General features: G+C 39.2%; 19 protein-coding genes and 1 tRNA gene. 10 read left to right on the forward strand and 10 right to left on the reverse strand.

Annotated elements, in window-relative coordinates; genetic code table 11:
• Positions 1-15 precede the first annotated feature (15 nt).
• Positions 16-2,580, forward strand: a complete 2,565-nt coding sequence (secA, locus tag TLET_RS03555) for a preprotein translocase subunit SecA (protein WP_038051311.1) — start codon at positions 16-18, stop codon at positions 2,578-2,580.
• A 9-nt stretch (positions 2,581-2,589) separates the two neighbouring features.
• Positions 2,590-3,693 (forward strand): peptide chain release factor 2, encoded by a 1,104-nt coding sequence (gene prfB / locus TLET_RS03560; protein WP_012002746.1) that lies wholly within the window; start codon positions 2,590-2,592, stop codon positions 3,691-3,693.
• Here prfB and TLET_RS03565 read toward each other — a convergent pair.
• The 4 genes from TLET_RS03565 to TLET_RS10635 are packed head-to-tail and all read right to left on the reverse strand — an operon-like array spanning position 3,690 to position 7,960.
• Positions 3,690-4,628, reverse strand: a complete 939-nt coding sequence (locus tag TLET_RS03565; RefSeq protein ID WP_012002747.1) for an AAA-type ATPase lid domain-containing protein — start codon at positions 4,626-4,628, stop codon at positions 3,690-3,692. The two genes, prfB and TLET_RS03565, sit on opposite strands and share 4 nt — an antisense overlap.
• Before the next feature lie 10 nt (positions 4,629-4,638).
• Positions 4,639-5,511 (reverse strand): bifunctional enoyl-CoA hydratase/phosphate acetyltransferase, encoded by an 873-nt coding sequence (locus TLET_RS03570; RefSeq protein ID WP_012002748.1) that lies wholly within the window; start codon positions 5,509-5,511, stop codon positions 4,639-4,641.
• Between the two features lie 5 nt (positions 5,512-5,516).
• On the reverse strand, positions 5,517-6,356 hold the full coding sequence (locus TLET_RS03575; protein WP_012002749.1) for a M55 family metallopeptidase: 840 nt from the start codon (positions 6,354-6,356) through the stop codon (positions 5,517-5,519).
• Positions 6,353-7,960, reverse strand: a complete 1,608-nt coding sequence (locus tag TLET_RS10635) for a sensor domain-containing diguanylate cyclase (RefSeq protein ID WP_012002750.1) — start codon at positions 7,958-7,960, stop codon at positions 6,353-6,355. Before TLET_RS10635 ends, TLET_RS03575 begins: the two co-directional genes overlap by 4 nt.
• A 54-nt stretch (positions 7,961-8,014) precedes the next feature.
• Between TLET_RS10635 and TLET_RS03585 the strand changes: the two genes are divergently transcribed.
• The 4 genes from TLET_RS03585 to meaB are packed head-to-tail and all read left to right on the forward strand — an operon-like array spanning position 8,015 to position 11,800.
• Positions 8,015-8,806, forward strand: a complete 792-nt coding sequence (locus tag TLET_RS03585; protein ID WP_228369032.1) for a radical SAM protein — start codon at positions 8,015-8,017, stop codon at positions 8,804-8,806.
• An 11-nt stretch (positions 8,807-8,817) separates the two neighbouring features.
• Positions 8,818-10,497 carry an acyl-CoA mutase large subunit family protein gene (locus TLET_RS03590; protein WP_012002752.1) on the forward strand — a complete coding sequence of 560 codons (1,680 nt, stop codon included), beginning with the start codon at positions 8,818-8,820 and terminating at the stop codon, positions 10,495-10,497.
• An 18-nt stretch (positions 10,498-10,515) separates the two neighbouring features.
• The gene (locus TLET_RS03595) at positions 10,516-10,926 is read left to right on the forward strand and encodes a cobalamin B12-binding domain-containing protein (protein ID WP_012002753.1); all 411 of its coding nucleotides are present in this window, start codon (positions 10,516-10,518) and stop codon (positions 10,924-10,926) included.
• Positions 10,916-11,800, forward strand: coding sequence for a methylmalonyl Co-A mutase-associated GTPase MeaB (gene meaB, locus TLET_RS10785; protein WP_012002754.1), 885 nt, complete (start codon positions 10,916-10,918; stop codon positions 11,798-11,800). The genes TLET_RS03595 and meaB overlap by 11 nt, the downstream gene beginning before the upstream one ends.
• Here the strand turns inward: meaB and TLET_RS03600 are convergent.
• Positions 11,779-11,854: transfer RNA gene (locus TLET_RS03600), tRNA-Pro, on the reverse strand. The two genes, meaB and TLET_RS03600, sit on opposite strands and share 22 nt — an antisense overlap.
• 117 nt (positions 11,855-11,971) lie before the next feature.
• On the opposite strand from TLET_RS03600, the gene TLET_RS03605 reads away from it, so the two are divergent.
• A complete protein-coding gene (locus TLET_RS03605; protein WP_038051309.1) occupies positions 11,972-12,631 on the forward strand; it encodes a 5'-methylthioadenosine/S-adenosylhomocysteine nucleosidase in 660 nt (219 codons plus the stop codon).
• Between the two features lie 6 nt (positions 12,632-12,637).
• A complete protein-coding gene (ligA, locus tag TLET_RS03610) occupies positions 12,638-14,674 on the forward strand; it encodes an NAD-dependent DNA ligase LigA (protein ID WP_012002756.1) in 2,037 nt (678 codons plus the stop codon).
• Here ligA and TLET_RS03615 read toward each other — a convergent pair.
• Positions 14,643-15,278, reverse strand: a complete 636-nt coding sequence (locus TLET_RS03615; RefSeq protein ID WP_012002757.1) for a hypothetical protein — start codon at positions 15,276-15,278, stop codon at positions 14,643-14,645. The two genes, ligA and TLET_RS03615, sit on opposite strands and share 32 nt — an antisense overlap.
• Before the next feature lie 3 nt (positions 15,279-15,281).
• A complete protein-coding gene (gene pepV, locus TLET_RS03620; RefSeq protein ID WP_012002758.1) occupies positions 15,282-16,673 on the reverse strand; it encodes a dipeptidase PepV in 1,392 nt (463 codons plus the stop codon).
• A gap of 52 nt (positions 16,674-16,725) precedes the next feature.
• On the opposite strand from pepV, the gene TLET_RS03625 reads away from it, so the two are divergent.
• Together TLET_RS03625 and TLET_RS03630 are read left to right on the forward strand one after the other, a co-directional pair.
• Complete coding sequence (locus TLET_RS03625) at positions 16,726-17,262, forward strand: hypothetical protein (protein ID WP_012002759.1); 537 nt, start codon at positions 16,726-16,728, stop codon at positions 17,260-17,262.
• Positions 17,232-18,086 carry a metallophosphoesterase gene (locus tag TLET_RS03630; protein ID WP_012002760.1) on the forward strand — a complete coding sequence of 285 codons (855 nt, stop codon included), beginning with the start codon at positions 17,232-17,234 and terminating at the stop codon, positions 18,084-18,086. The genes TLET_RS03625 and TLET_RS03630 overlap by 31 nt, the downstream gene beginning before the upstream one ends.
• Here the strand turns inward: TLET_RS03630 and TLET_RS03635 are convergent.
• Genes TLET_RS03635 through TLET_RS03645 form a run of 3 tightly spaced genes read right to left on the reverse strand, consistent with a single transcriptional unit; the run spans position 18,073 to position 20,303 of the window.
• Complete coding sequence (locus TLET_RS03635; RefSeq protein WP_012002761.1) at positions 18,073-18,813, reverse strand: ZIP family metal transporter; 741 nt, start codon at positions 18,811-18,813, stop codon at positions 18,073-18,075. The genes TLET_RS03630 and TLET_RS03635 overlap by 14 nt on opposite strands.
• Complete coding sequence (locus TLET_RS03640) at positions 18,806-19,165, reverse strand: iron-sulfur cluster assembly scaffold protein (protein WP_012002762.1); 360 nt, start codon at positions 19,163-19,165, stop codon at positions 18,806-18,808. The genes TLET_RS03635 and TLET_RS03640 overlap by 8 nt, the downstream gene beginning before the upstream one ends.
• Positions 19,166-19,169: 4 nt before the next feature.
• Positions 19,170-20,303, reverse strand: a complete 1,134-nt coding sequence (locus tag TLET_RS03645; protein ID WP_012002763.1) for a cysteine desulfurase family protein — start codon at positions 20,301-20,303, stop codon at positions 19,170-19,172.
• Positions 20,304-20,306: the final 3 nt, after the last annotated feature.

Consider the following 20,306-nt stretch of genomic DNA (forward strand, 5'->3'; position numbering starts at 1 on the left):
TTCGATAGAAACAAGATGTTGTTGAAAAAATATTCTAAGATTGTTGAAAAAATAAAGCGGCGTGAAGAGCGTTTTTCAAAGATGAGTAACCAAGAGCTCATTAATGTTGCTCTCGAGTTCAGAAAAATTTCTGATCCTCAAAATCACATAGAGGATATTTTCGCGATGGTGAGGGTTGCAGCAAAGAGAACACTGGGTATGTATCCTTTTGACGTTCAATTAATAGGTGCACTGGTTTTAAATGATGGCAAAATCGCAGAGATGAAAACGGGTGAAGGAAAGACTTTGGTTGCAACTATGCCGCTTTTTTTTAATGCGTTGTTTGGCAAAGGTGTTCATCTTGTAACTGTAAACGATTATTTGGCACGCCGTGATGCTCTTTGGATGGGACCTCTGTACCTTTTTCTGGGCATGAGGGTCGGCGTGATAAACCAGCTTGGCAAATCGTATGAAGTTGTCTGGAAGAATCAGGAACTCTATGAAAAAGCGATTTCAGATAATCTTTCTATCTGGCCTGAAGATTATAAGAATGAGTTTCTCAAAGAATCGGCAAAGGACAGAAAAGCGGTCGAAGCATTTGAAGTAGAGTTGATTGAGATAACTCGAAAAGAAGCCTATGTATGTGACATAACCTACGGTACCAACAATGAATTTGGTTTTGATTACCTGCGGGATAATCTGGTCTTTCAATTCGATGATAAAGTTCAAAGGGGTCATTTTTACGCGATTGTTGACGAGGTAGACAGTATATTGATAGACGAAGCCCGAACTCCTCTGATAATATCAGGTCCATCACGTGAGGGAGCATCTGTGTACAGGCGTTTTGCAAGTATAGCAAAAAAAATGTCTAAGGACATCGATTTCACGGTCGATGAAAAATCCAGAACGATTATCCTGACTGATAAGGGTATAGAAAAATCGGAGAAACTTCTGCAAGTTGACAACCTTTATGATCCATCGAATGTGAGCAGTGTGTATCACCTTCTAAACGCCTTGAAAGCTTTGCATCTGTTTAAAAAAGATGTTGATTATGTTGTCATGAATCAGGAAGTTGTCATAGTTGATGAGTTTACTGGCAGGTTATTGCCTGGCAGGAGGTACAGTGGCGGCCTTCATCAAGCGATAGAAGCAAAAGAAGGTGTCCCGGTAAAAGAGGAGTCGGTAACTTACGCAACAATAACTTTTCAAAATTACTTCAAAATGTATGAGAAGCTTGCCGGCATGACTGGAACAGCTAAAACTGAAGAAGAGGAATTCAAACAACTTTATGATCTGGAAGTTGTGGTTATTCCCACACACAAACCTATGATCAGAAAAGATCACGATGATTTAATATACAGGACTCAGGCTGAAAAATATACTGCGGTGGTGAATGATGTTGTTGAAAGGTACAAAAAAGGCCAACCGGTCTTAATAGGGACTACATCTATAGAAAAAAGTGAACTTCTGAGCACTATGCTCAAAAAAGCGGGCATACCGCATCAGGTTTTAAATGCCAAATACCATGAGAAAGAAGCGGAAATCATAGCGCAGGCCGGCCAAAAGGGTGCAGTAACCATTGCGACTAATATGGCTGGTAGAGGAACTGATATAAAGCTTGGTGAAGGCGTTGCCGATTTGGGAGGATTGTGCATTATAGGAACCGAGCGGCACGAGAGCAGGCGTATAGATAACCAGTTAAGAGGAAGATCTGGTAGGCAGGGAGATCCCGGAGAATCCAGATTCTATCTGTCTCTTGAAGACGATTTACTGAGAATATTCGGGGCAGATCAGCTTGAAAAAGTTATGAACGTTCTTAAGATCAAACCAGGAGAACCTATAGAGCATCCTCTTTTGACGAAGCTTGTCGAAACAGTTCAGAAAAGAGTTGAAGGGATCAATTTTTCAATTAGAAAGCATCTTATGGAAATGGATACAGTGCTGGACGTTCAAAGAAACTCAATTTATTCTTACAGAGACTGGATTTTATCAGGTAAAGTAAGCCAGTATATAGATGAAGCCATAGAGGATTTTGTTGAGAGAAGAATTGAAGAATTCTGCGATGGAAGTGAATGGAATCTTGAAGGTTTAAAAAATTCACTATCTGTTTTACCGAAAGATGTGGTATCTATAGATAGCCAAAAATTTGATTCGGAAGGTCAGATGAAAGATTTTCTGATTAGATCTATAAAGGATGCTTATGAAAGAAAAAGGCAGGAAATAGGGGACGAGTACGATCAGTTTTTGAAATTTCTTATTCTTCGCATCATAGATGATAACTGGAGGCAATATCTTGAAGAAGTAGATCACGTGAAAGAAGCGGTGAATCTCAGAGTTTACGGTCAAAGAGATCCGATGATTGAATTTAAAAAAGAAACTTTTGCACTGTTTGACGAAATGATAGCAAGAATAAATGAGATTGTTGTTAGCTGGATGCTTCGTGTTGTGAAAGTAGATAGTAAAAAAGCCGAGCAAGAAGCAAAAAGCGGGCTTTCAAATCTGCAGCTTGTCCATGAAGAGTTCAACATTGTAAACAGATCCGAGAGAAGAAAGTTACACAAAAATGAGAAAATAAAAAAGAGGTTTAAAGTAAAGAGGTGAAAAATTTTTATGATAACTTATGAAACACGCGTTAAAATAGATGAGCTCAGGGAAAAATACCTTAATTTTGTTAAACTTATTGATCCAGACAAACTTAACATGGAACTGAAGAAGATGGAAAGCGAAATGTCAGATCCGGAGATCTGGAAAGATCAAAGAAAGGCAGGAGAGATTTCTAAAAAAGTCAGGCGCATAAAAGAGCTACTCTCTGATATATCTGAGATAGAAAGGAATTTTGAAGATATTGATGTCGGGATTGAGCTTTCCGAAGAAGACCCAGGCATAGCGCAAGATATTGAGAAAATTGTTCAGGAAGTTGAGAAAAATATACGTCGGTTCCAACTTGAACTGATATTGAACGATCCACTCGATCAGAATAATGCGTATCTTTCGATACATCCAGGTGCAGGTGGAACAGAGTCCCATGATTGGGCACAAATGTTACTTAGAATGTACATGAGATGGGCCGAAAGAAAAGGTTTTATCGTAGAATTGCTCGATTTCCAGCCAGGAGAGGAAGCTGGGCTGAAGAGCGCTACGATTCTCGTAAAAGGTGAGTACGCTTATGGATATTTGAAACACGAGCGCGGTGTACACAGGCTTGTTAGAATATCTCCATTTGATGCTGCAAAAAGAAGACATACCTCATTTGCTTCAGTCAATGTTGTTCCGGAGATTTCTGATGATATAGATGTGGAAATCAAACCGGAAGATATAAGAATTGATACATTCAGGGCATCTGGTCACGGGGGACAATACGTCAACAGAACAGATTCAGCTGTCAGAATAACGCATTTGCCAACAGGAATAGTGGTTTCCTGCCAGAGTGAGAGATCACAGCATCAAAACAAGGCGCTTGCCATGAAAGTTCTTAAAGCAAAACTCTATCAACTGGAGCTTGCAAAAAGGAGAGAGCAGCTTGATGAGATTCAGGGTGAACTTAAAGAAATTTCCTGGGGAAACCAGATAAGATCTTATATTTTGCAACCATACACGCTTGTCAAAGACCACAGAACAGATATTGAAACTGGTAATTTCGATGCTGTACTTGATGGGGAACTTGACCAGTTTATTGAAGCTGAGCTTTTATATTTTGCTGATTATAAAATTTAGTGTCTGTGTATTCCATACTTTTTCATTTTGTAGCAAAACGTTTTATAATTAACACCTATCATTGTTGCTGCTTTTTTTCTGTTCCATGCTGCTTTTTCGAGGGCATTGTATATAAATTGTTTTTCAAGTTTGGCAACGATGTTGTCTATGTAATTTTTCATTCGAGATGGTGAAAAGTCTTTCTTTGCCACGCTGGTTTCTATCAATTTACCTATTATATCTTGCCCGGAAGCATATTTATAGATCATATTTATTAGCTCTTCAGTATTTCCAGGCCAGTCGTAGCTTAAAAGCGCGTTCATTGTCTGTTCATCAGGAAATTTGACAGGTAGATGCTTATGTTTTTGATGCAGTAAAGACAGCAAATGATCTACCATGTAAGGAATGTCTTCTTTGCGATTTCTGAGTGGTGGGATTTCGATCGCTGCAGAATTTTTTGATTCACAGTATTCTACGACAATATCTATTTCCTTTTCATCTATCGTGCCTGTGTATCGATTTGTTTCTTTTTCGCTATAATTTCCATCCGTAAGGTATTCTATATACGCTTCCACTTTTACACCTTTCTCAATTTTCAAAGTTATTTGGTCAACATTTTTTGATTTGAGTCTCTGTAATTTCCTGAGAGTTTTCAGAATTTTGCAACCTTGAAGTTCAACGGAATTATTCATAATGTCGCACCTTTTTTTCAACCTTTCGAGGGAGTTTTTTGCCTCCAGGTACTTGAGGGCTATTAAAAATGAGTCTTCATTATCCACGAAGATGGTGTTGTTGAACTTATCCATTTTTTCGCCATAGATTATATCCCAGAATTCTTCAATTAATTTTTTTTCGTAATCTTGATTATCTTCATAAGTTTGTAAATAGATTTTTTCGTCCAGGGCTGGTATGCGTATTTTGCTAATGAATCTGGCAGGAATTAATATCTTTAGCATACTCTCACCTTCATCCTGCTGAAATTGCTAAAGCTATTGACAGTAGCTTCGATTCAGCACTATCAGCTCTTGATACAACTACAATAGGAGCATTAGCTCCCACTATTAATCCAGCTATTTTTCCTTTTGCAAAATACACAGCCGATTTACCAAGAAAATTTCCAGAATGGATATCAGGAACAACTAAAATATCTGCCTGCCCTGCAACTGGACTTTTTACCCCCTTGATTTCCGCTGCTTTGTGGCAAAGTGCGTTATCCAAACCAAGCGGGCCATCAACAAGGCAACCCTTTATTTCCCCGCGCTGCGCCATTTTGGTTATCACTGCTGCTTCAGTTGTTTCAGGCATATCGTTATTCACCGTTTCAACAGCGCAAATCAAAGCTACCTTTGGTGTCTCATAACCTAATTTTCTAAGGAAATCAACAGCATTTTTTATAACTAAGATTTTCTGTTCAATATTTGGTTTAATCACCATACCACCATCTGTGATAAAAATGACTCTTTCCACTCCCGGGACTTCTATCCCGGCAAGATGGCTCAATAGGCCACTTCCCCGAAGCCCCCATTCTTTATTCAGTACAGCTTTTAAAAGGGTAGAAGTCTTGACAAGACCTTTGATCACCACGTCGGCTAATCCAGATGAAACGATTTTCACACCCGTTTCTGCTGCTTCACGTTCTGTGTGAGCATGTATTACTTTAGCTTCGCCCGAATAAGATATACTGGAACTATTTCCAACCAGAAAAATTTCCTCGACGATGCCTATTTCTTTCGCTTTGAAAACTGCTTTGACTGCTTCTTTATCTTCAGCGCCAACAACGACGACCCTTTTTTTTCTGGATGATTTTGCTTTTTCAATTAAATCTGACAGTGTCTTCACGCCTATCACCTCGCATTTCTTATCGAAGAAGCAATATATATCATTGCCATCAGCGCATTAAAGACAACTGGATATTGGTCATGAGATAGCGAAACTGTCCTACCGTCGATTCTCTCAACTCCAGGCATCAGCTCAACCGCATCTGCATAAGATGTATCTTTAAACTCTACTCTTAATTCAACGGGATTGGCGAAATTGATTAACGGCAGTTGATGTCTTTCTATCTCAACAGCCTTCTTAACTGCCTGTTTGATTTCACTCATAACTGAGGTTATTGGTTTCATAATGGCAGCATACCTGCTTATACCTTCTTTAGTCACAACGTATTCGTATTTTCCCATGAAGAGATCCTTTAATTCTCTCTTCAACATCTCATCGCCCACGATTAGTGCCACCGGAACTCCGTGATATCCAGCAAAAGCCGCGTTTATAACTGCTTCATTCATCCTTTTTCCATTTATCCAGATGTTGTGAACCAGCGAACTGGAGTACGTATGATCCATAATTCCATTTTGACAGCCAATGCCAGCATGGTACCCTATAAAAAATACTCTATCGAAGCTTTCGTTTAGCCCACTCATCATGAAATCTTTTCTTAATGATCCGTGGACAATCTTGACTCTATCGTATTGTTTTGTTATTCCATAAGGAATGTTATCACCGCGACTGTGGGAATCTGAGATGACAACTTCACTGATATCGGCGCCAGAATCAAATAAGCCATCTAAAACAGCCTTCAAGTGTTCCTGCAACAGATCAATAGATTGTTTGTTCCCTGGATCCACTTCCTGCCACATCGATATTCCAGCCAAGCCTTCCATATCAACTGAGATGTAAATTTTCATCTTGCGCCCCTCCTTTTCTGCTTATACATTGTTCTATCTGCAATTTTCAAGACATCTTCAAGTGATTTTGAGCCGTCATAAACAGATATACCAAAACTTATTGTAATCTGTTCGTCAAGTTCAGGTATAATTATCTCTGAAACTCTTTTTGCAAGCCTATTTGCAATTCTTTTTGCCTTTGATTTGTCTGTGTCTGAAAGCATTATTAGAAATTCGTCTCCCCCGTACCTGACAACCAGATCCATTTTCCTGACACATTTTGTTAGAGTTTGCCCAATTTCCCGCAGTACTTTATCGCCAACTATGTGTCCATATTTGTCGTTTATGGTCTTGAAACGGTCAACATCTATCATGATAAGGGAAATTGTCCCACCTTTTCTTTCTATAATACCTTGGAACCTGTCAAAATATTCTGTAAAGTAATACCTTGTATAGCAACCAGTTAATGGATCAGTAATCGCAATTTTTCTGTACTTGTTTCTCTCGTTATCAAGTTCGTCAAAAAGCATCTTCACTTTAAGACCGACACTTATTTCCTTTGCAACTAATTCAAAGACAGCAAGATGAGATTCAGAAAACGCATTTATGGATTTTTTTTGGAAACTTACTGCTCCAACAATCTGCCCATCGACATTCAAAGGTATTCCCACATAGCTCCATATGTATTTCGTTTCACCTTTAATCAAAGATTTTGGTTTGTAGGGGTCTATCCGGACGGTTTTTGAATTTGGTATGTAGATCATCTCTTTTTTATCTATAACGTAATTTGAAAAACCACGATAACCACGGCTAATCTTTAAACCGCTTATTTCTTTTTCTTGGTTGATCCCATATTCAATATTCAATTCTTCTCCTTCAATTAGGATTAGATAGAAAGTATCTATCGGTATTATCTCGTTGACTTTCTCATATATAACCTTCCCTATCTTTTTCAGGTCAGTTTTTTCACGACCAAGAATGTCTACAATTTCCTCTAATAGAGAGAGCCGGGTTCCCATCGTTTTAAGTTCTTTGTATCTCTTTTCAGCCATCACTTCAGCTGTTATTTCTCTGAGAACTACAACAGCATCGTTGTTCATAGGTATTGCGATAACTCTAAGGGTTTTTCCATCCACCTCTACTTCTCCTTGATTTGTTGATTGACTTAGAAAAGCCTTTTCAATAATGCTCGCCAGTTTTTTCCAGAATTCTGAGTTACTTTCGTTAGCTTTGATAATGTGTGGTTTGTTGCAAAACAGTATTTCCATTTTCTGATTCACAATAATAATTGGTGATATTGCCTGGTTTTTGAGAATTATGTCAACATATTTGACAAGAACTTGGTTCGGAGCAAAGATCAATAAAGAGTATATTGATCCTTTTGATTTTACCGATAAACAACTTAGATTTTTCCAGATACCACATTTTGTCAACGGGACAGATATAGTTTTTTCAAGATTATTTATACTCTCTTTTACCAGATCTGACAGAATTGTTTGAAAGTCGGTGCTTTTCTTTATAGTTTGATCTGTAAACAACTGGTTAGCTTGAACCTGCGAGCCATTGATGAAAACAGCTGAAGGAACTATGTTTCTTTCGCAAAACCATTCAAAAAAATCTTTCATTGGTCCACCTCAAATGTCAATGATACCATTTTTGAATTTCATCGGTATGGTGATATGATCAATCTTGGTGATGCTATGATATTGGTGGATCCACAGTTTACTGTACCTGTCTCAGTAACTGGAGAATGGTGCGCACTGAACTGCCTCCATTGTGGCAAACATTATCTGAGGAGCATGAAGCAGATAGGTGAAATGGAAAATTATGCCAAGATGGGTTACAGATCTTTTCTTATAACAGGAGGATTGAATCTTAAAGGGGAGATACCTTACAATGGTGTTTTGAAGAAGCTAAAACAGATTAAAGAACGGTATGGCCTTGTTTACAATTTTCATATAGGTTTTCCGGAAATAAATCTGAGCTTTCTGAAAGATATTGCAGATGTCGTCAGTTTTGATTTCTTTGCTGATAAAAGACTGATGAAAAAAATATATGGTTTGCAGAGAGACATCGATTTACAAATAGAGACAGCCATGTCGTCTGGCGTAACCTGTGTTCCACACCTGACAGTAGGGATTGATTGCGGAAAGATCTCCCACGAATTTGAAGCACTTGAGGTTCTTGCAAAATATTTTCAATCTATTGTTCTAAATATTTTTGTACCAACACGCGGAACTGCCTTCGAGTTGTGCAATCCTCCAAGCATAGAAGATGCCAAAAATGTATTTTTTCACGCAAGGAAGTTTTTTAAAAAAATAGCTCTTGGCTGTATGCAACCTCGTGGAAATTACAGACTTCTGCTCCAAAATGAATTATCAGAAGTGGTTGATGTTATCGTTAAACCAGTGAAAAAAAGCTCAAATTATTTTCGGGGATGCTGTGCTTTTGCATTAAAAAGCGAGTTTTAGGAGGTGTTTTTGTGTACGAAAAAGAATTTTTAAAAATGCTCTCAAGATCATTTGAAGAGTGGGAGGAAGATCTTTCGAAAGACCTTCAAAAATACCCGGAGAGGCAAGAAGGGTTCTTTTCTCAGGCTGGATATGAATTAAAGCGAGTTTATACACCTCTTGATATAGCAGACCTGAATTACTTTGAAGAAATCGGCTTTCCGGGGGATTATCCCTACACAAGAGGTGTTCAGAGAACTATGTACAGAGGAAGATTGTGGACAATGCGTCAATATGCTGGTTTTGGAACGGCTGAGGAAACGAATGAAAGGTTCAAATATCTGCTTCAACAAGGGCAAACAGGTTTGTCGGTTGCTTTTGACTTACCGACCCAGGTGGGGTATGATTCGGACCATCCTCTGGCCGAGGGTGAAGTGGGCCGGGTTGGGGTCGCAGTCGATTCGCTTAAAGATATAGAAATTCTTTTTGATGGAATACCTTTAAAAAGTGTAAGTACTTCTATGACTATTAACTCAACTGCGGCTATTTTGCTCGCAATGTATGCGATCACAGCACAGAAACAGGGAGCCAAAATAAGCGAATTACGTGGGACAATACAAAACGATATACTCAAAGAATATATAGCAAGGGGAACTTATATTTTTCCTCCTCAACCGTCTATGAAGATAATTACAGATATTTTTGAATTTTGCGCAAAAAATATGCCGCGCTGGAACACAATAAGTATAAGCGGGTATCATATAAGAGAAGCTGGTGCAAATGCTGTTCAGGAACTCGCATTTACTTTTTGCGATGCTATTGCTTATGTTGAAGCAGCTATAAACTCTGGACTTGATCCAAATGTATTTGGTAAACAGATATCTTTCTTTTTTGCGGCACATAACAATTTTTTGGAGGAAATAGCAAAGTTCAGAGCAGCAAGGCGCATATGGGCAAAACTCATGAAAAGAAGATTCAATGTCACAAACCCCGACGCAATGAAATTGCGTTTTCATACTCAAACAGGTGGATCAACTTTGACTGCTCAGCAACCTTTGAACAATATAGTGAGAGTTGCTCTTCAAGCGCTTGCGGCTGTCCTTGGAGGGACACAGTCTTTGCACACGAATTCTTATGATGAGGCACTGGGATTACCGACAGAAGAATCAGTGCGTGTGGCGTTGAGAACGCAACAAATAATTGCCTATGAATCAGGTGTAGCTGATACAGTAGATCCACTGGCAGGCTCATTTGCCATAGAGACACTGACCAAAAATATTGAAGAGGCTGTGTGGCAATACATAGAAAAAATAGACTCACTTGGTGGTATGGTCAGAGCAATTGAATCTGGATTTGTTCAAAAAGAGATTCACAATAGCGCGTATAGGCAACAAATTGCTGTGGAGAAAGGTGAACAAATAGTGGTTGGTGTCAATGCCTTTCAGGCAGATCAAGAACACCAGGTCAAAAATGTATTGAAAGTTGATCCGGCTCTGGAGAAAAAACAGATAAATGCATTGAGGCAACTGAAAAATCAGCGTGACAATGAAACAGTCCGCAGATCTCTACGCAACCTGAGAGATGCTGCTAAGAAAGGTGAAAATATAATTCCATACGTCTTTGAGGCAGTTTCATGTTACGCTACATTGGGAGAAATTTCAGATGTTCTGAGAGAAGTTTACGGTGAATACACTGAGTCAACCATACTGTGAGGGGTGGTAACTGTGAAGATGTTCAGAATCCTTATTGCAAAACCGGGTCTCGATGGTCATGATCGTGGTGCCAAAGTTGTTGCCCATGCACTTCGCGATGCAGGTTTTGAGGTTATATATACTGGATTAAGGCAAACTCCTGAACAAATAGTCAGAACGGCTATACAGGAAGATGTCGATTTGATAGGTCTTTCGATTTTATCGGGCGCCCATTTGCAGCTTTCGCGAAAGGTAATTGATTTGATGAAAAAGGAAGGAATCGATCACATACCGTTGTTTGTTGGCGGCATTATACCTGCTGATGATGTTGATGAACTTCTTCGAATAGGTGTAAAGAAGGTCTTTGGACCAGGTACGCCGCTGTCTGAAATTGTTCAACAAGTGAAAATTCTCTTAAGCGGAGGAGTGACTAATACCAGTGAATCATAAGTTACTTGCCAGATTAATCAGCAAAATTGAGAATAATCCGGATCAGACTCCGGAGATTTTGAAGGATTTTCAGCCAGGATATTCAAAAATTATAGGTTTTACAGGAAGTCCCGGAGTGGGAAAGAGCACTTTGTTGAACCAAATTATCAAAGAGGTTCGAAAAGAGAATTTTACTGCGGCTGTTGTGGCTGTTGATCCATCAAGCCCTTTTTCAAAAGGAGCATTCCTTGGAGATAGGATTAGAATGAGAGATCATTTTCTCGATGATGGGGTTTTCATAAGGAGTCTTGCTTCCAGAGGAGCTCTCGGGGGATTAAGCGATTCTACTTTTGATGTGGTCAATTTGCTGGAAGCTGCAGGTTTTGATTATATATTTATTGAAACGGTTGGGATTGGGCAGGCCGAGGTCGAAATTTCGAATTTAGCAGACATAGTGGTTTTGGTTCTCTCTCCCGGTTTGGGTGACGATGTACAAATGATGAAAGCAGGGGTTATGGAAATAGCAGACTTATACGTTATCAACAAAGCGGACCTTTCTGAAAGCGATACTCTTTGTAGTCAGCTTTTATCGTTTCTTTCACTTTCAAACGAACAAAAAGATGAATCGCGAGTTATAAAAACAAGTGCGTCAAATGGTGAAGGTATTTCGGAGCTGTTTAGCAGAATGAACAAATTATGGGAGATCTATAAAAAAGAAGAAGTTCTCAACTCAAGGAGAAGAAGCCGTACAAGGCATCATGCTGAGAATATTCTGAGACGTATGATCCAGCAGGCCGTAGAAGGCGTAGATGGCGAAAATCCGTATGCTATTGTAGAAAAAGCTTTTGAAAAAATATGCGTGTCAAAAAAATATGGTCAGGGGGGAGGGATTTGAACCCTCGGCCTCCGGACCCCGATTCCGGCGTTCTTCCTTCTGAACTACCCCCTGAACTTTCTCAACATTCAAATATACCACAAATCTCAAAACCTGGCAACGATGAGTAAGCCATTTGCAGAAGTGGGAACTTCTTTTGCTAATTGTGTTAAAATTGCTCGGGGTGATATTTTGCTTGCTGTTGTGGGTATTCTGCCAAAAGAAGTTGAACTGCTTGTTAATGCTCTGAAGCCTAAATTAGAGGTATTCGAAGTCATGAAACGTCCAGCCTGGAGAGGCTTAATAGGAGATAATGAGATATTAATTTCGTGTGGTTGTGTTGGGAAAGTTGAAACAGCTTGCCTTGCCCAGAAATTAATAGATCAGTTCAAAATAAGTGGTTTGATCCTAATTGGTGCCGCAGGTGCACTGAAAGATGATATAACATTTGGTACTTTAATAGCTGGCACAGAGTACATAGAATATGATTTTACCCCTCGAATTAATGTTGATTTGATACTTCAGCCATCTCAGGTTTGTTTCACACAGTTTATGGAGAGTGACGATTTTGTTTATGGAACGATTGCATCCGGTGATCGATTTGTGTCTTCTGAAGCTATGGCTAAGGAAATTTACGAATCCACATCAGCGATATGCGTTGATATGGATTCAGCTGCTGCCGCAAAAGTTTGTGTGGAAAATGGCAAAGATTTTCTTGCTTTAAAGGTAATTGTAGATGTTGTCGGTTCAAAAGCCGTCGAGCAGTATATTGAAAATCATCCGAAATTCGGGATGAAACCTGCAATGGTGTTAGCGGAGTTTTTGACGAACAACTTTATGTTTTGTGGGTGAAGAATGATGAAAATACCCGAGGATATCAAAAAAAGGATAGAAAAACTCAGAGAAGAGATTGAATATCACAATTACAGATATTACGTTCTGGCAGATCCAATCATCAGTGATGAGGAGTATGACAGATTAATGCAGGAATTAATCGAACTTGAAAAGAAATACCCCGAATTAGTAACACCAGATTCGCCTTCGCAACGGGTTGGAGAAAAAGTTCTGGATGAATTTCGCAGTGTTGAGCACTCTGAACCAATGTTGAGTTTAGATAACACTTATGATGAAGCGCAGATACGTGAATTCGATAAAAGAGTCAGGAAACTCCTTGAAAAAGACACAATCGAATATGTTACTGAGCTGAAGATAGATGGTGTTTCAGTTGCTTTGAGGTATGAAAATGGCAGGTTTGTGCTTGGGTTAAGCAGAGGCGATGGAACGCGTGGAGACGATATAACTGAGAATCTTAAGAAAGTTCGGAGCATACCACTGATATTAAGAGAGCCTGTCACAGTTGAAGTTCGAGGGGAAATTTACATGCCAACGGAAGAATTTGAGAGGTTGAATGAAGAGAGAAAAAAAGTTGATGGGCCACTTTTTGCCAATCCGAGAAATGCAACCGCTGGCACCTTGAGGCAACTTGATACAAGTGTTATCAGAAATCGCAGGCTGGATTCATTTATTTACTATGTGCTTTCACCCGAAAGGTATGGTTTACAGACTCAATGGGATGCCCTGAAGTGGCTTAAAAAGATCGGTTTTAAAGTAAATCCATATTCACAGCTCTGCCAGAATATTGATCAGGTAATAGATTACTGGAAACAATGGATTGAAAAAAAATCTGAGCTTTCTTATTGGGTTGATGGGGTAGTTGTCAAAGTAAATCATTTTAATTTTCAGTCGATTCTTGGATCAACATCAAGGTCACCAAGGTGGGCAATAGCATTTAAATTTCCGGCTCAGAGAGCAAAAACCAGGGTGTTAAATATCATTGTTCAGGTTGGAAGAACGGGAATTTTGACGCCTGTGGCAGAGCTTGAACCAATTCAACTTGCTGGGACGGTCGTAAAGAGAGTATCGCTGCATAACTTTGATTATATAGAAGAGAAAGATATAAGAATAGGGGATCAGGTTTATGTTGAAAAATCTGGGGGAATAATACCGCAGGTTGTATCAGTTATAGCAGATGAAAGAAATGGTTCAGAAAAGAAGATAGAAATTCCATCAAAATGTCCTGTCTGCTCTGGAAAGGTGGGGAAAATCGATTCTGAAGATGTGGCGCTTAGATGCCTTAATCCACACTGCCCGGCCAAACTCAAACGTGCTTTAGAGACTTTCGTATCGAGAGGTGCCCTCAATATAAAAGGCCTTGGCGAAAAACTGATTGACAGGCTTGTTGATAGCGGGCTGGTAAAAGATATTGCAGATATATTCTATCTGACCCCCTTTGAACTTTCTCAGCTTGGTAGTGGTATTGGGCAAAAGATGATTGCCAATCTTCTTGCGCAGATAGAGCAGGCGAAGAAAACTCCGCTGCACAAAATTTTGACAGGTCTTGGTATCCCTCTGGTTGGCGAGAAAACAGCTAGAATATTAACCCAAAAATTCAGAAGTATCAAAAGGTTGCTTTCTTCTTCTGTAGATGAACTAACGCAAATTGAAGGAATAGGCATCGAGATTGCAAAGAATATTAGAGAATATTTTGACAACGAGAAAACAAGGCAAATAATTGGAAAACTCGAGAAAGCTGGTTTAAATCTCGAGGAAAAAGAGGCAGTGGTGCAATCAAAAATTCTTTCGAATCTGACCTTTGCCGTAACCGGTACGCTCAAGAATTTTACCAGAGACCAGATTAAACAGTTAGTTCAATCACTCGGGGGACAGGTTACTGATAGTGTGTCGAAAAGCACCGACTACGTGATAGTCGGCGATAATCCTGGATCTAAGTTAACAAAAGCCAGAAATCTCGGGGTGAAATTGCTAACCGAAGATGAATTTCTGCAGTTTGTTAAAATCGATATCAAAAATCTCCGGCAGCAAAAACTATTCTGAACCCATACAGATTTATCAATGCAGATGGCAGACTCTCTGTTCGAAAAAGGTTCAGCATGTAGCTGATTTTCACGTTAACTTTTGGAGAATCACCAAAAGTGAATTTTACGAATGGTTCGACAACAACCCCAAGAGATTCGGTTTCTAATGGCGGAATAACAAAAATTATATCTTTATCGCTGTCAGAATAAAATCCAAAAACAGTTTTTTGGAGTGATAACCCGAAATCCACAAAATCGACTTTGTATGCACAGCTCAGATACATATCAATGTTTCCTCTCTTTATAAATTTTCCATCGCTTCCATCGCTCGAGAGAACAGATACCATCGCCCCGGATTCCAGGTGGGAAGAAAGAGGCTCAACATAAATACCTGCAAAACTGTATCCAGACAGGGAAAAAGGGTCTATACATGCTTTGAAGCTGAAACCTACATCGTTGAACATCTTTTCAAACTGAAATCCACTGTATCTATATCCGACAAAGACCTCGTAATCTGACACGGGAAAGTGTAGTGCTACACCTTCATTTGTGTCGAAACTCATATAAGAAGCAAAGAGTAAACAGCTCAAAAAAATGATGATAATTGCAAAAGCTTTTCTCATTATTCACCACTCCGTCATGATTTTATAAAAAAGCTGAGCATAAATCCTTGCTACGAGTAAAAGATCGTCCAATGCAATTCTCTCATCGGGTTGATGTTCTGTTTCTAATCTTCCAGGAAGCAGCGGGCCAAATGCAACACCACACGGGACAGCTCTCGCATAAGTTCCTCCTCCTGTCGTAAGAAGCTCTGCTTTCTGCCCGGTTACATCGGTGTAGATTTCACTTAAGATTTTTATCAGCTCACTATCTGGAGAAACAAAAAGAGGGGCAAGATGATTTTGAGGTTCAACTTGAAGAGGCTTGAGTGCTTCTTTTATTTGCTTGGTGAGCATCGTTTCAGAATAAAATACAGGATATCTTATATTAATAACGGCAGTTATTTTTTCAGGATCCATCCTCAGTGTTCCGAGATTAACAGTTAAAGGTCCTGCAATGCAATCTGTACCGGCAATTCTTAATGAAGTTCCATCGGTTTCATACCCAATTTTTGCAAAAATGGTTCGCAGAAACGTTGATAGGTCCTCGCAATTGATATCGATAGTCCTTAGAAAGTCCAGCAAAGCTGATATTGCGTTAACGCCAGTTTGTGGTTTAGACCCGTGGGCAGATTTACCTGTTATTTTTATTTTTAATTCATCTCCGTCAATATTCCAGAACACTTTAGCACCATTCTGGGGAGTGAATTCTTTCAATTTTTCAAGGATTTCTTCTCTAACGGGTTTTAATACAGCCAGAGCTTCTTGAGGTACCATATTTGAGGCCTCTCCGCCCTTGAGCAGGACGACCTGAGTGTCTTTATTTTTATGCAGGTGTTGAGTTATTGTATAGTTTATTATTCCTTTTTCAGCATATATAATTGGAAAATTCGCATCAGGTGTAACTGCGTATATCGGAATTTCTTCCTTTTCAAAATAATGTTTAACACCTTCCCAGCCAGATTCTTCATCGCAACCAAGGATGATTCTAATACGATTTTTCGGATTAATCCTGGACTCTTTAACAGCTTTTAAAGCAAAGATGGCTGCTACAGTTGGACCTTTATCGTCTGAAGACCCTCTTCCCCATAAATAGCCATCTTTTATAATCCCTCCGTATGGATCTACCGTCCATCCGTCACCTTCTGGTACCACATCCAGATGTCCAAGGACCGCGAATAACTTACCTTTAGTTCCATATTCGATGTGTCCTGCGTACCCATCAATGTTTTTCACATTGAAGCCCCATTGCTTGCCCATATTCAAAGCTGCCTCAAGAGCCTTTGCGATTCCTTCTCCAAAAGGTTTACCATCTCCAGCGGGTTGGGATTTAACTGATTTGATCTTAACGAGGTTTGAAGCTGCATCAAACAATTTATTGCTGTTTACAAGCACGAATTCGTCGACCGTTTTGTTCACAAAATTCACCTCCATAACAAAATGATACAATAAATATGGTGGTGTTGAAAGAATGAGATTTTCGGTAATGATTTTTTTGTTTTTTTCAGTATTTATTTTCGGGAATGTGCTTTACAGCGATTACTTTGGCTATTCTTTATTTGATTCACGAGCATGCTTGATCTGGTCTCCAGAGGAAATGACGTTTATGCTTTCGCCAATTGAGAATATTACCGTAATTACTGGAAAAGAGTTTGCAGTTTTAGCGAATATACTCAGGTATTCCAGAATTGAAGTTTCTGCGAAATTTTCAAAAATGGGCACCACTTTTTACATTCAGGACAGGAAGCCGTTTATTTCGTTTAATCACTTTACTATTGGCTTTGATTTTTCGAAAAAAAAGAGTGTATTTTTCTCGTCCATACTTGATACATATGGTGTCCTTCCAGATCAGTTTGTGAATCTTGGTACATCATTGAGAATATACGAAGATGGATCGAGAATTTTAAGATTGATCGCACAAATTAGATTCTGGCGCAGCGGAATAATCGCATCTATTTATTACGGTGGTGATAGGCTTTGCGATGTATCGTTTTATTTTTCCTTTTAATGTTTTTGACTATCTTTGGCAGTAATTTTCAAATAATCTTTACCTCCGATTTGCATGAGACGCTGTTTAAAAATGGTTATGGACCTGCTGGTCTTGCAGAATATCTGGAAAAAAACGGCAGGGAGAATTTACTTATTCTTGATGCAGGAGATCTGTTTGATTCAAAACTTCAACTGCCATTTTTTGGTGATCACAGAAATCATACACTTGATTATATAAAAAAAGTAAAATACGATGCAATGGTACTCGGAAATCACGAGTTCTATTTTTCACGTGAATGGCTCGAAAATTACAAGAAAACCAATAAATCTCTCTTAGGTGCAAATGTGAAAGGGCTAAAACCATACGAAATTTTTGTACTCGGTGATCTGAGGATAGCTGTGATCGGGTTAACCACACCCCAGCATGTAGCCAATCAGGTGGAGCATTATGGCATGTTACCCGAAGATCCGTTAAAGGCCCTGCGAAGAATTGTCAATGATCTTCCAGAAGTTGATTTCATAATATGCTTGGCTCATTTACAGCATGAACTGGATCGAAAAATAATTGAGTCTTTTCCACAGATCGATTTATTGTTGAGCGGGCATGATCACAGAGGACCTGAGCTTGTAAAGATCAATGACAGTTATATTTTTGAGGGCAAGTCACGTGCAGATTCAATCTACACACTAAATGTCAACACTGAAGAAAAACTCATCACTTATGAACAACTCAAGATACCCACAGCCGATCGTATAACATATGATGATGTGAAAACGGCAGCAGTTATTTCCATAATAATTGGAATTCTTTCGATGGCGTGGCTTACCTTTAACCCAGAATGAGGTCAAGTACGGCCATACAACTGAAGCCAGTAAGTATCCAGTATGTTACCATTCTTTCCCGACCGCGGAGATGAGTCTCTGGTATTACCTCGTCGCTTATTACAAAAATCATTGCACCCGCAGCCGTTGCCATGAGATATGGCATCAGTTTCGATGAAATTCCACTCAAAATAGCACCAGTTGCTCCACCAAAAATTTCAACCAAGCCTGTGAGAAAACTTACCAGAAACGCTTTCAAAGGTTTATAGCCAGCATTGATCAAAGACGCCGCCACTGCTGCACCTTCTGGTATATTCTGTATTCCTATCGCTACAGCTATTGAAAGTGCATGAGGTGTATATCCACCGACGCCAACTGCCATACCTTCGGGAAAATTGTGTATTGTTATAGCTATGACAAACAACCAGATTGCTTTCAATCTCCTCGTTTCGATACCTTCGTGGCCTTTCATAAAGTGTTCATGGGGAACTATTTTGTCAATGAGATCAACGATCAAACCACCAATTAAAAAACCAATAACGAATCTGAGAGGTCCTCCAAGTTCCATTGATGGGATTACCAAGCTAAAAGCGCTTGCTGCTAACATAACCCCAGCAGCAAACCCAAGAGATCCATTTATGAATTTCTCGCTAGCACCTTTTCTAAAAAATAAAAATGGTAATGCTCCAAGGCCGGTTGAAGCACCTGCCAGAGCACTGTAGATGATTCCTTTCAGAAGTTCACTCATTTTCAAGTTTTGATAAAGCTTTTTTCAAAGCTTCGACGGGGGCCATTATGCATTTAAATTCTTTATCGTGAAAATCCATTTCTTGTCTGATGTGCTCCTCATTGATCTCGAGTGCGATATTGATATTCTTGCCGTTGACAAGTCTGCAAAGTGCCTCAGAGGCTGCAATAACTCTTGGGCACCCTATGGCTTTGAATGATATATCTTTTATTAGAAAATTTTCCAGTTTTACAAATATTCTCACTCTGTCACCATGTTCAGGATACACAACTTCTGCTGTGTGAGTGTAATCTATTTGATTTGCATGCGCTGGGTACATAAAAAGTTGTTTAAATTTTTCAGAGTAAGTCATGCTATCACTCCTGTAATTTTCTGAGGCGCTCAACTTCCTCAAGAAGTACCTGGTTGAAATAGTCTATCTCTTCTTCTTCATTGTCGTAACCCAGTGTTATTCTAACAGCTCCGGTGACTATCCATTCATCCAGCTCCATTGCTTTCAAAACATACGATTGGCTTGAACCATGATGCGAGGAGCATGCAGATGCTGTTGATACAGATATACCTCTCATATCCAGTGCGGTTGCGAGAGTTTCACCATTAATACCTTTAAAAGAAACATTAATATGTGAGACTATGGTATTTTCTCCATTTATGTGATGATTCGGAATTTTTTCTATTGTTTGAAGTATTTTTTCTCTAAATTTTAGCATCTTTTTTTGCCAGAGGTCGTAATTTTTCTCTATAATTTGTAAAGCTGTTGCCATTCCATGAGCTCCAGGAACATTTTCCGTGCCGCTTCTCAGACCTCTTTCATGGCCTCCACCAAACATTATGGGATGAATTTTGATTGATTTGTTTACATACAAAAACCCTGTTCCTTTAGGAGCATAAAATTTGTGACCTGATGCCGATAACATATCAACCAAAGTAGCATCGATTTTCAATTTCCCAAGAGCCTGGACGGCATCACTATGAAAAACTATACCATGCTCTCTTGCAATTTTTGAAATTTCATCTATAGGTTGTATGACACCAGTTTCGTTGTTGACCCACATTATTGATGCCAGGACAGTATTTTTTTTAATTGCTTTTTTAAAATCACTTGCTTTGATATAACCTTCAGAAGATGGTTTCAAGTATGTGACCGAATAACCGAGCTTTTCAAGATACTTCATAACTTCGAGAACGGCGGGGTGTTCTATCTCCGTTGTTATCAAGTCACCGCCTTCTGGGAAGTTTGCTCTCAAAAATCCTATGATTGCTATATTGTCTGCTTCTGTTCCGCCAGATGTGAAGAAAATTTCTTCCGGCAGAACATTTATATGCTTTGCTATTTTTGAACGTGCACTTTCATAAATCTGCTTTGCCTGCTCACCGTGGGAATGTAAACTTGAAGCATTGCCAAATTGCTCCGTAAAAACCTTGATGACTTCCCGAGCTACCTCATCGAATACACGTGTGGTTGCTGCATGATCAAGGTAAACTTGCACTTA

The sequence above is a fragment of the Pseudothermotoga lettingae TMO genome, assembly GCF_000017865.1.
GTDB lineage: Bacteria > Thermotogota > Thermotogae > Thermotogales > DSM-5069 > Pseudothermotoga_B > Pseudothermotoga_B elfii.

What these genes read in the sequence shown, in the direction of transcription:
- prfB (WP_012002746.1), top strand. Translation starts at nt 2,590, where the DNA reads ATGATAACTTATGAAACACGCGTTAAAATAGATGAGCTCAGGGAAAAA.
- ligA (WP_012002756.1), top strand. Translation starts at nt 12,638, where the DNA reads ATGAAAATACCCGAGGATATCAAAAAAAGGATAGAAAAACTCAGAGAA.
- TLET_RS10635 (WP_012002750.1), bottom strand. Translation starts at nt 7,960, where the DNA reads ATGAAAGATTTTTTTGAATGGTTTTGCGAAAGAAACATAGTTCCTTCA.
- TLET_RS03575 (WP_012002749.1), bottom strand. Translation starts at nt 6,356, where the DNA reads ATGAAAATTTACATCTCAGTTGATATGGAAGGCTTGGCTGGAATATCG.
- TLET_RS03640 (WP_012002762.1), bottom strand. Translation starts at nt 19,165, where the DNA reads ATGACTTACTCTGAAAAATTTAAACAACTTTTTATGTACCCAGCGCAT.
- TLET_RS03625 (WP_012002759.1), top strand. Translation starts at nt 16,726, where the DNA reads ATGAGATTTTCGGTAATGATTTTTTTGTTTTTTTCAGTATTTATTTTC.
- TLET_RS03615 (WP_012002757.1), bottom strand. Translation starts at nt 15,278, where the DNA reads ATGAGAAAAGCTTTTGCAATTATCATCATTTTTTTGAGCTGTTTACTC.
- secA (WP_038051311.1), top strand. Translation starts at nt 16, where the DNA reads ATGTTGTTGAAAAAATATTCTAAGATTGTTGAAAAAATAAAGCGGCGT.
- TLET_RS03635 (WP_012002761.1), bottom strand. Translation starts at nt 18,813, where the DNA reads ATGAGTGAACTTCTGAAAGGAATCATCTACAGTGCTCTGGCAGGTGCT.
- TLET_RS03585 (WP_228369032.1), top strand. Translation starts at nt 8,015, where the DNA reads ATGATCAATCTTGGTGATGCTATGATATTGGTGGATCCACAGTTTACT.
- TLET_RS03565 (WP_012002747.1), bottom strand. Translation starts at nt 4,628, where the DNA reads ATGCTAAAGATATTAATTCCTGCCAGATTCATTAGCAAAATACGCATA.
- TLET_RS03595 (WP_012002753.1), top strand. Translation starts at nt 10,516, where the DNA reads ATGTTCAGAATCCTTATTGCAAAACCGGGTCTCGATGGTCATGATCGT.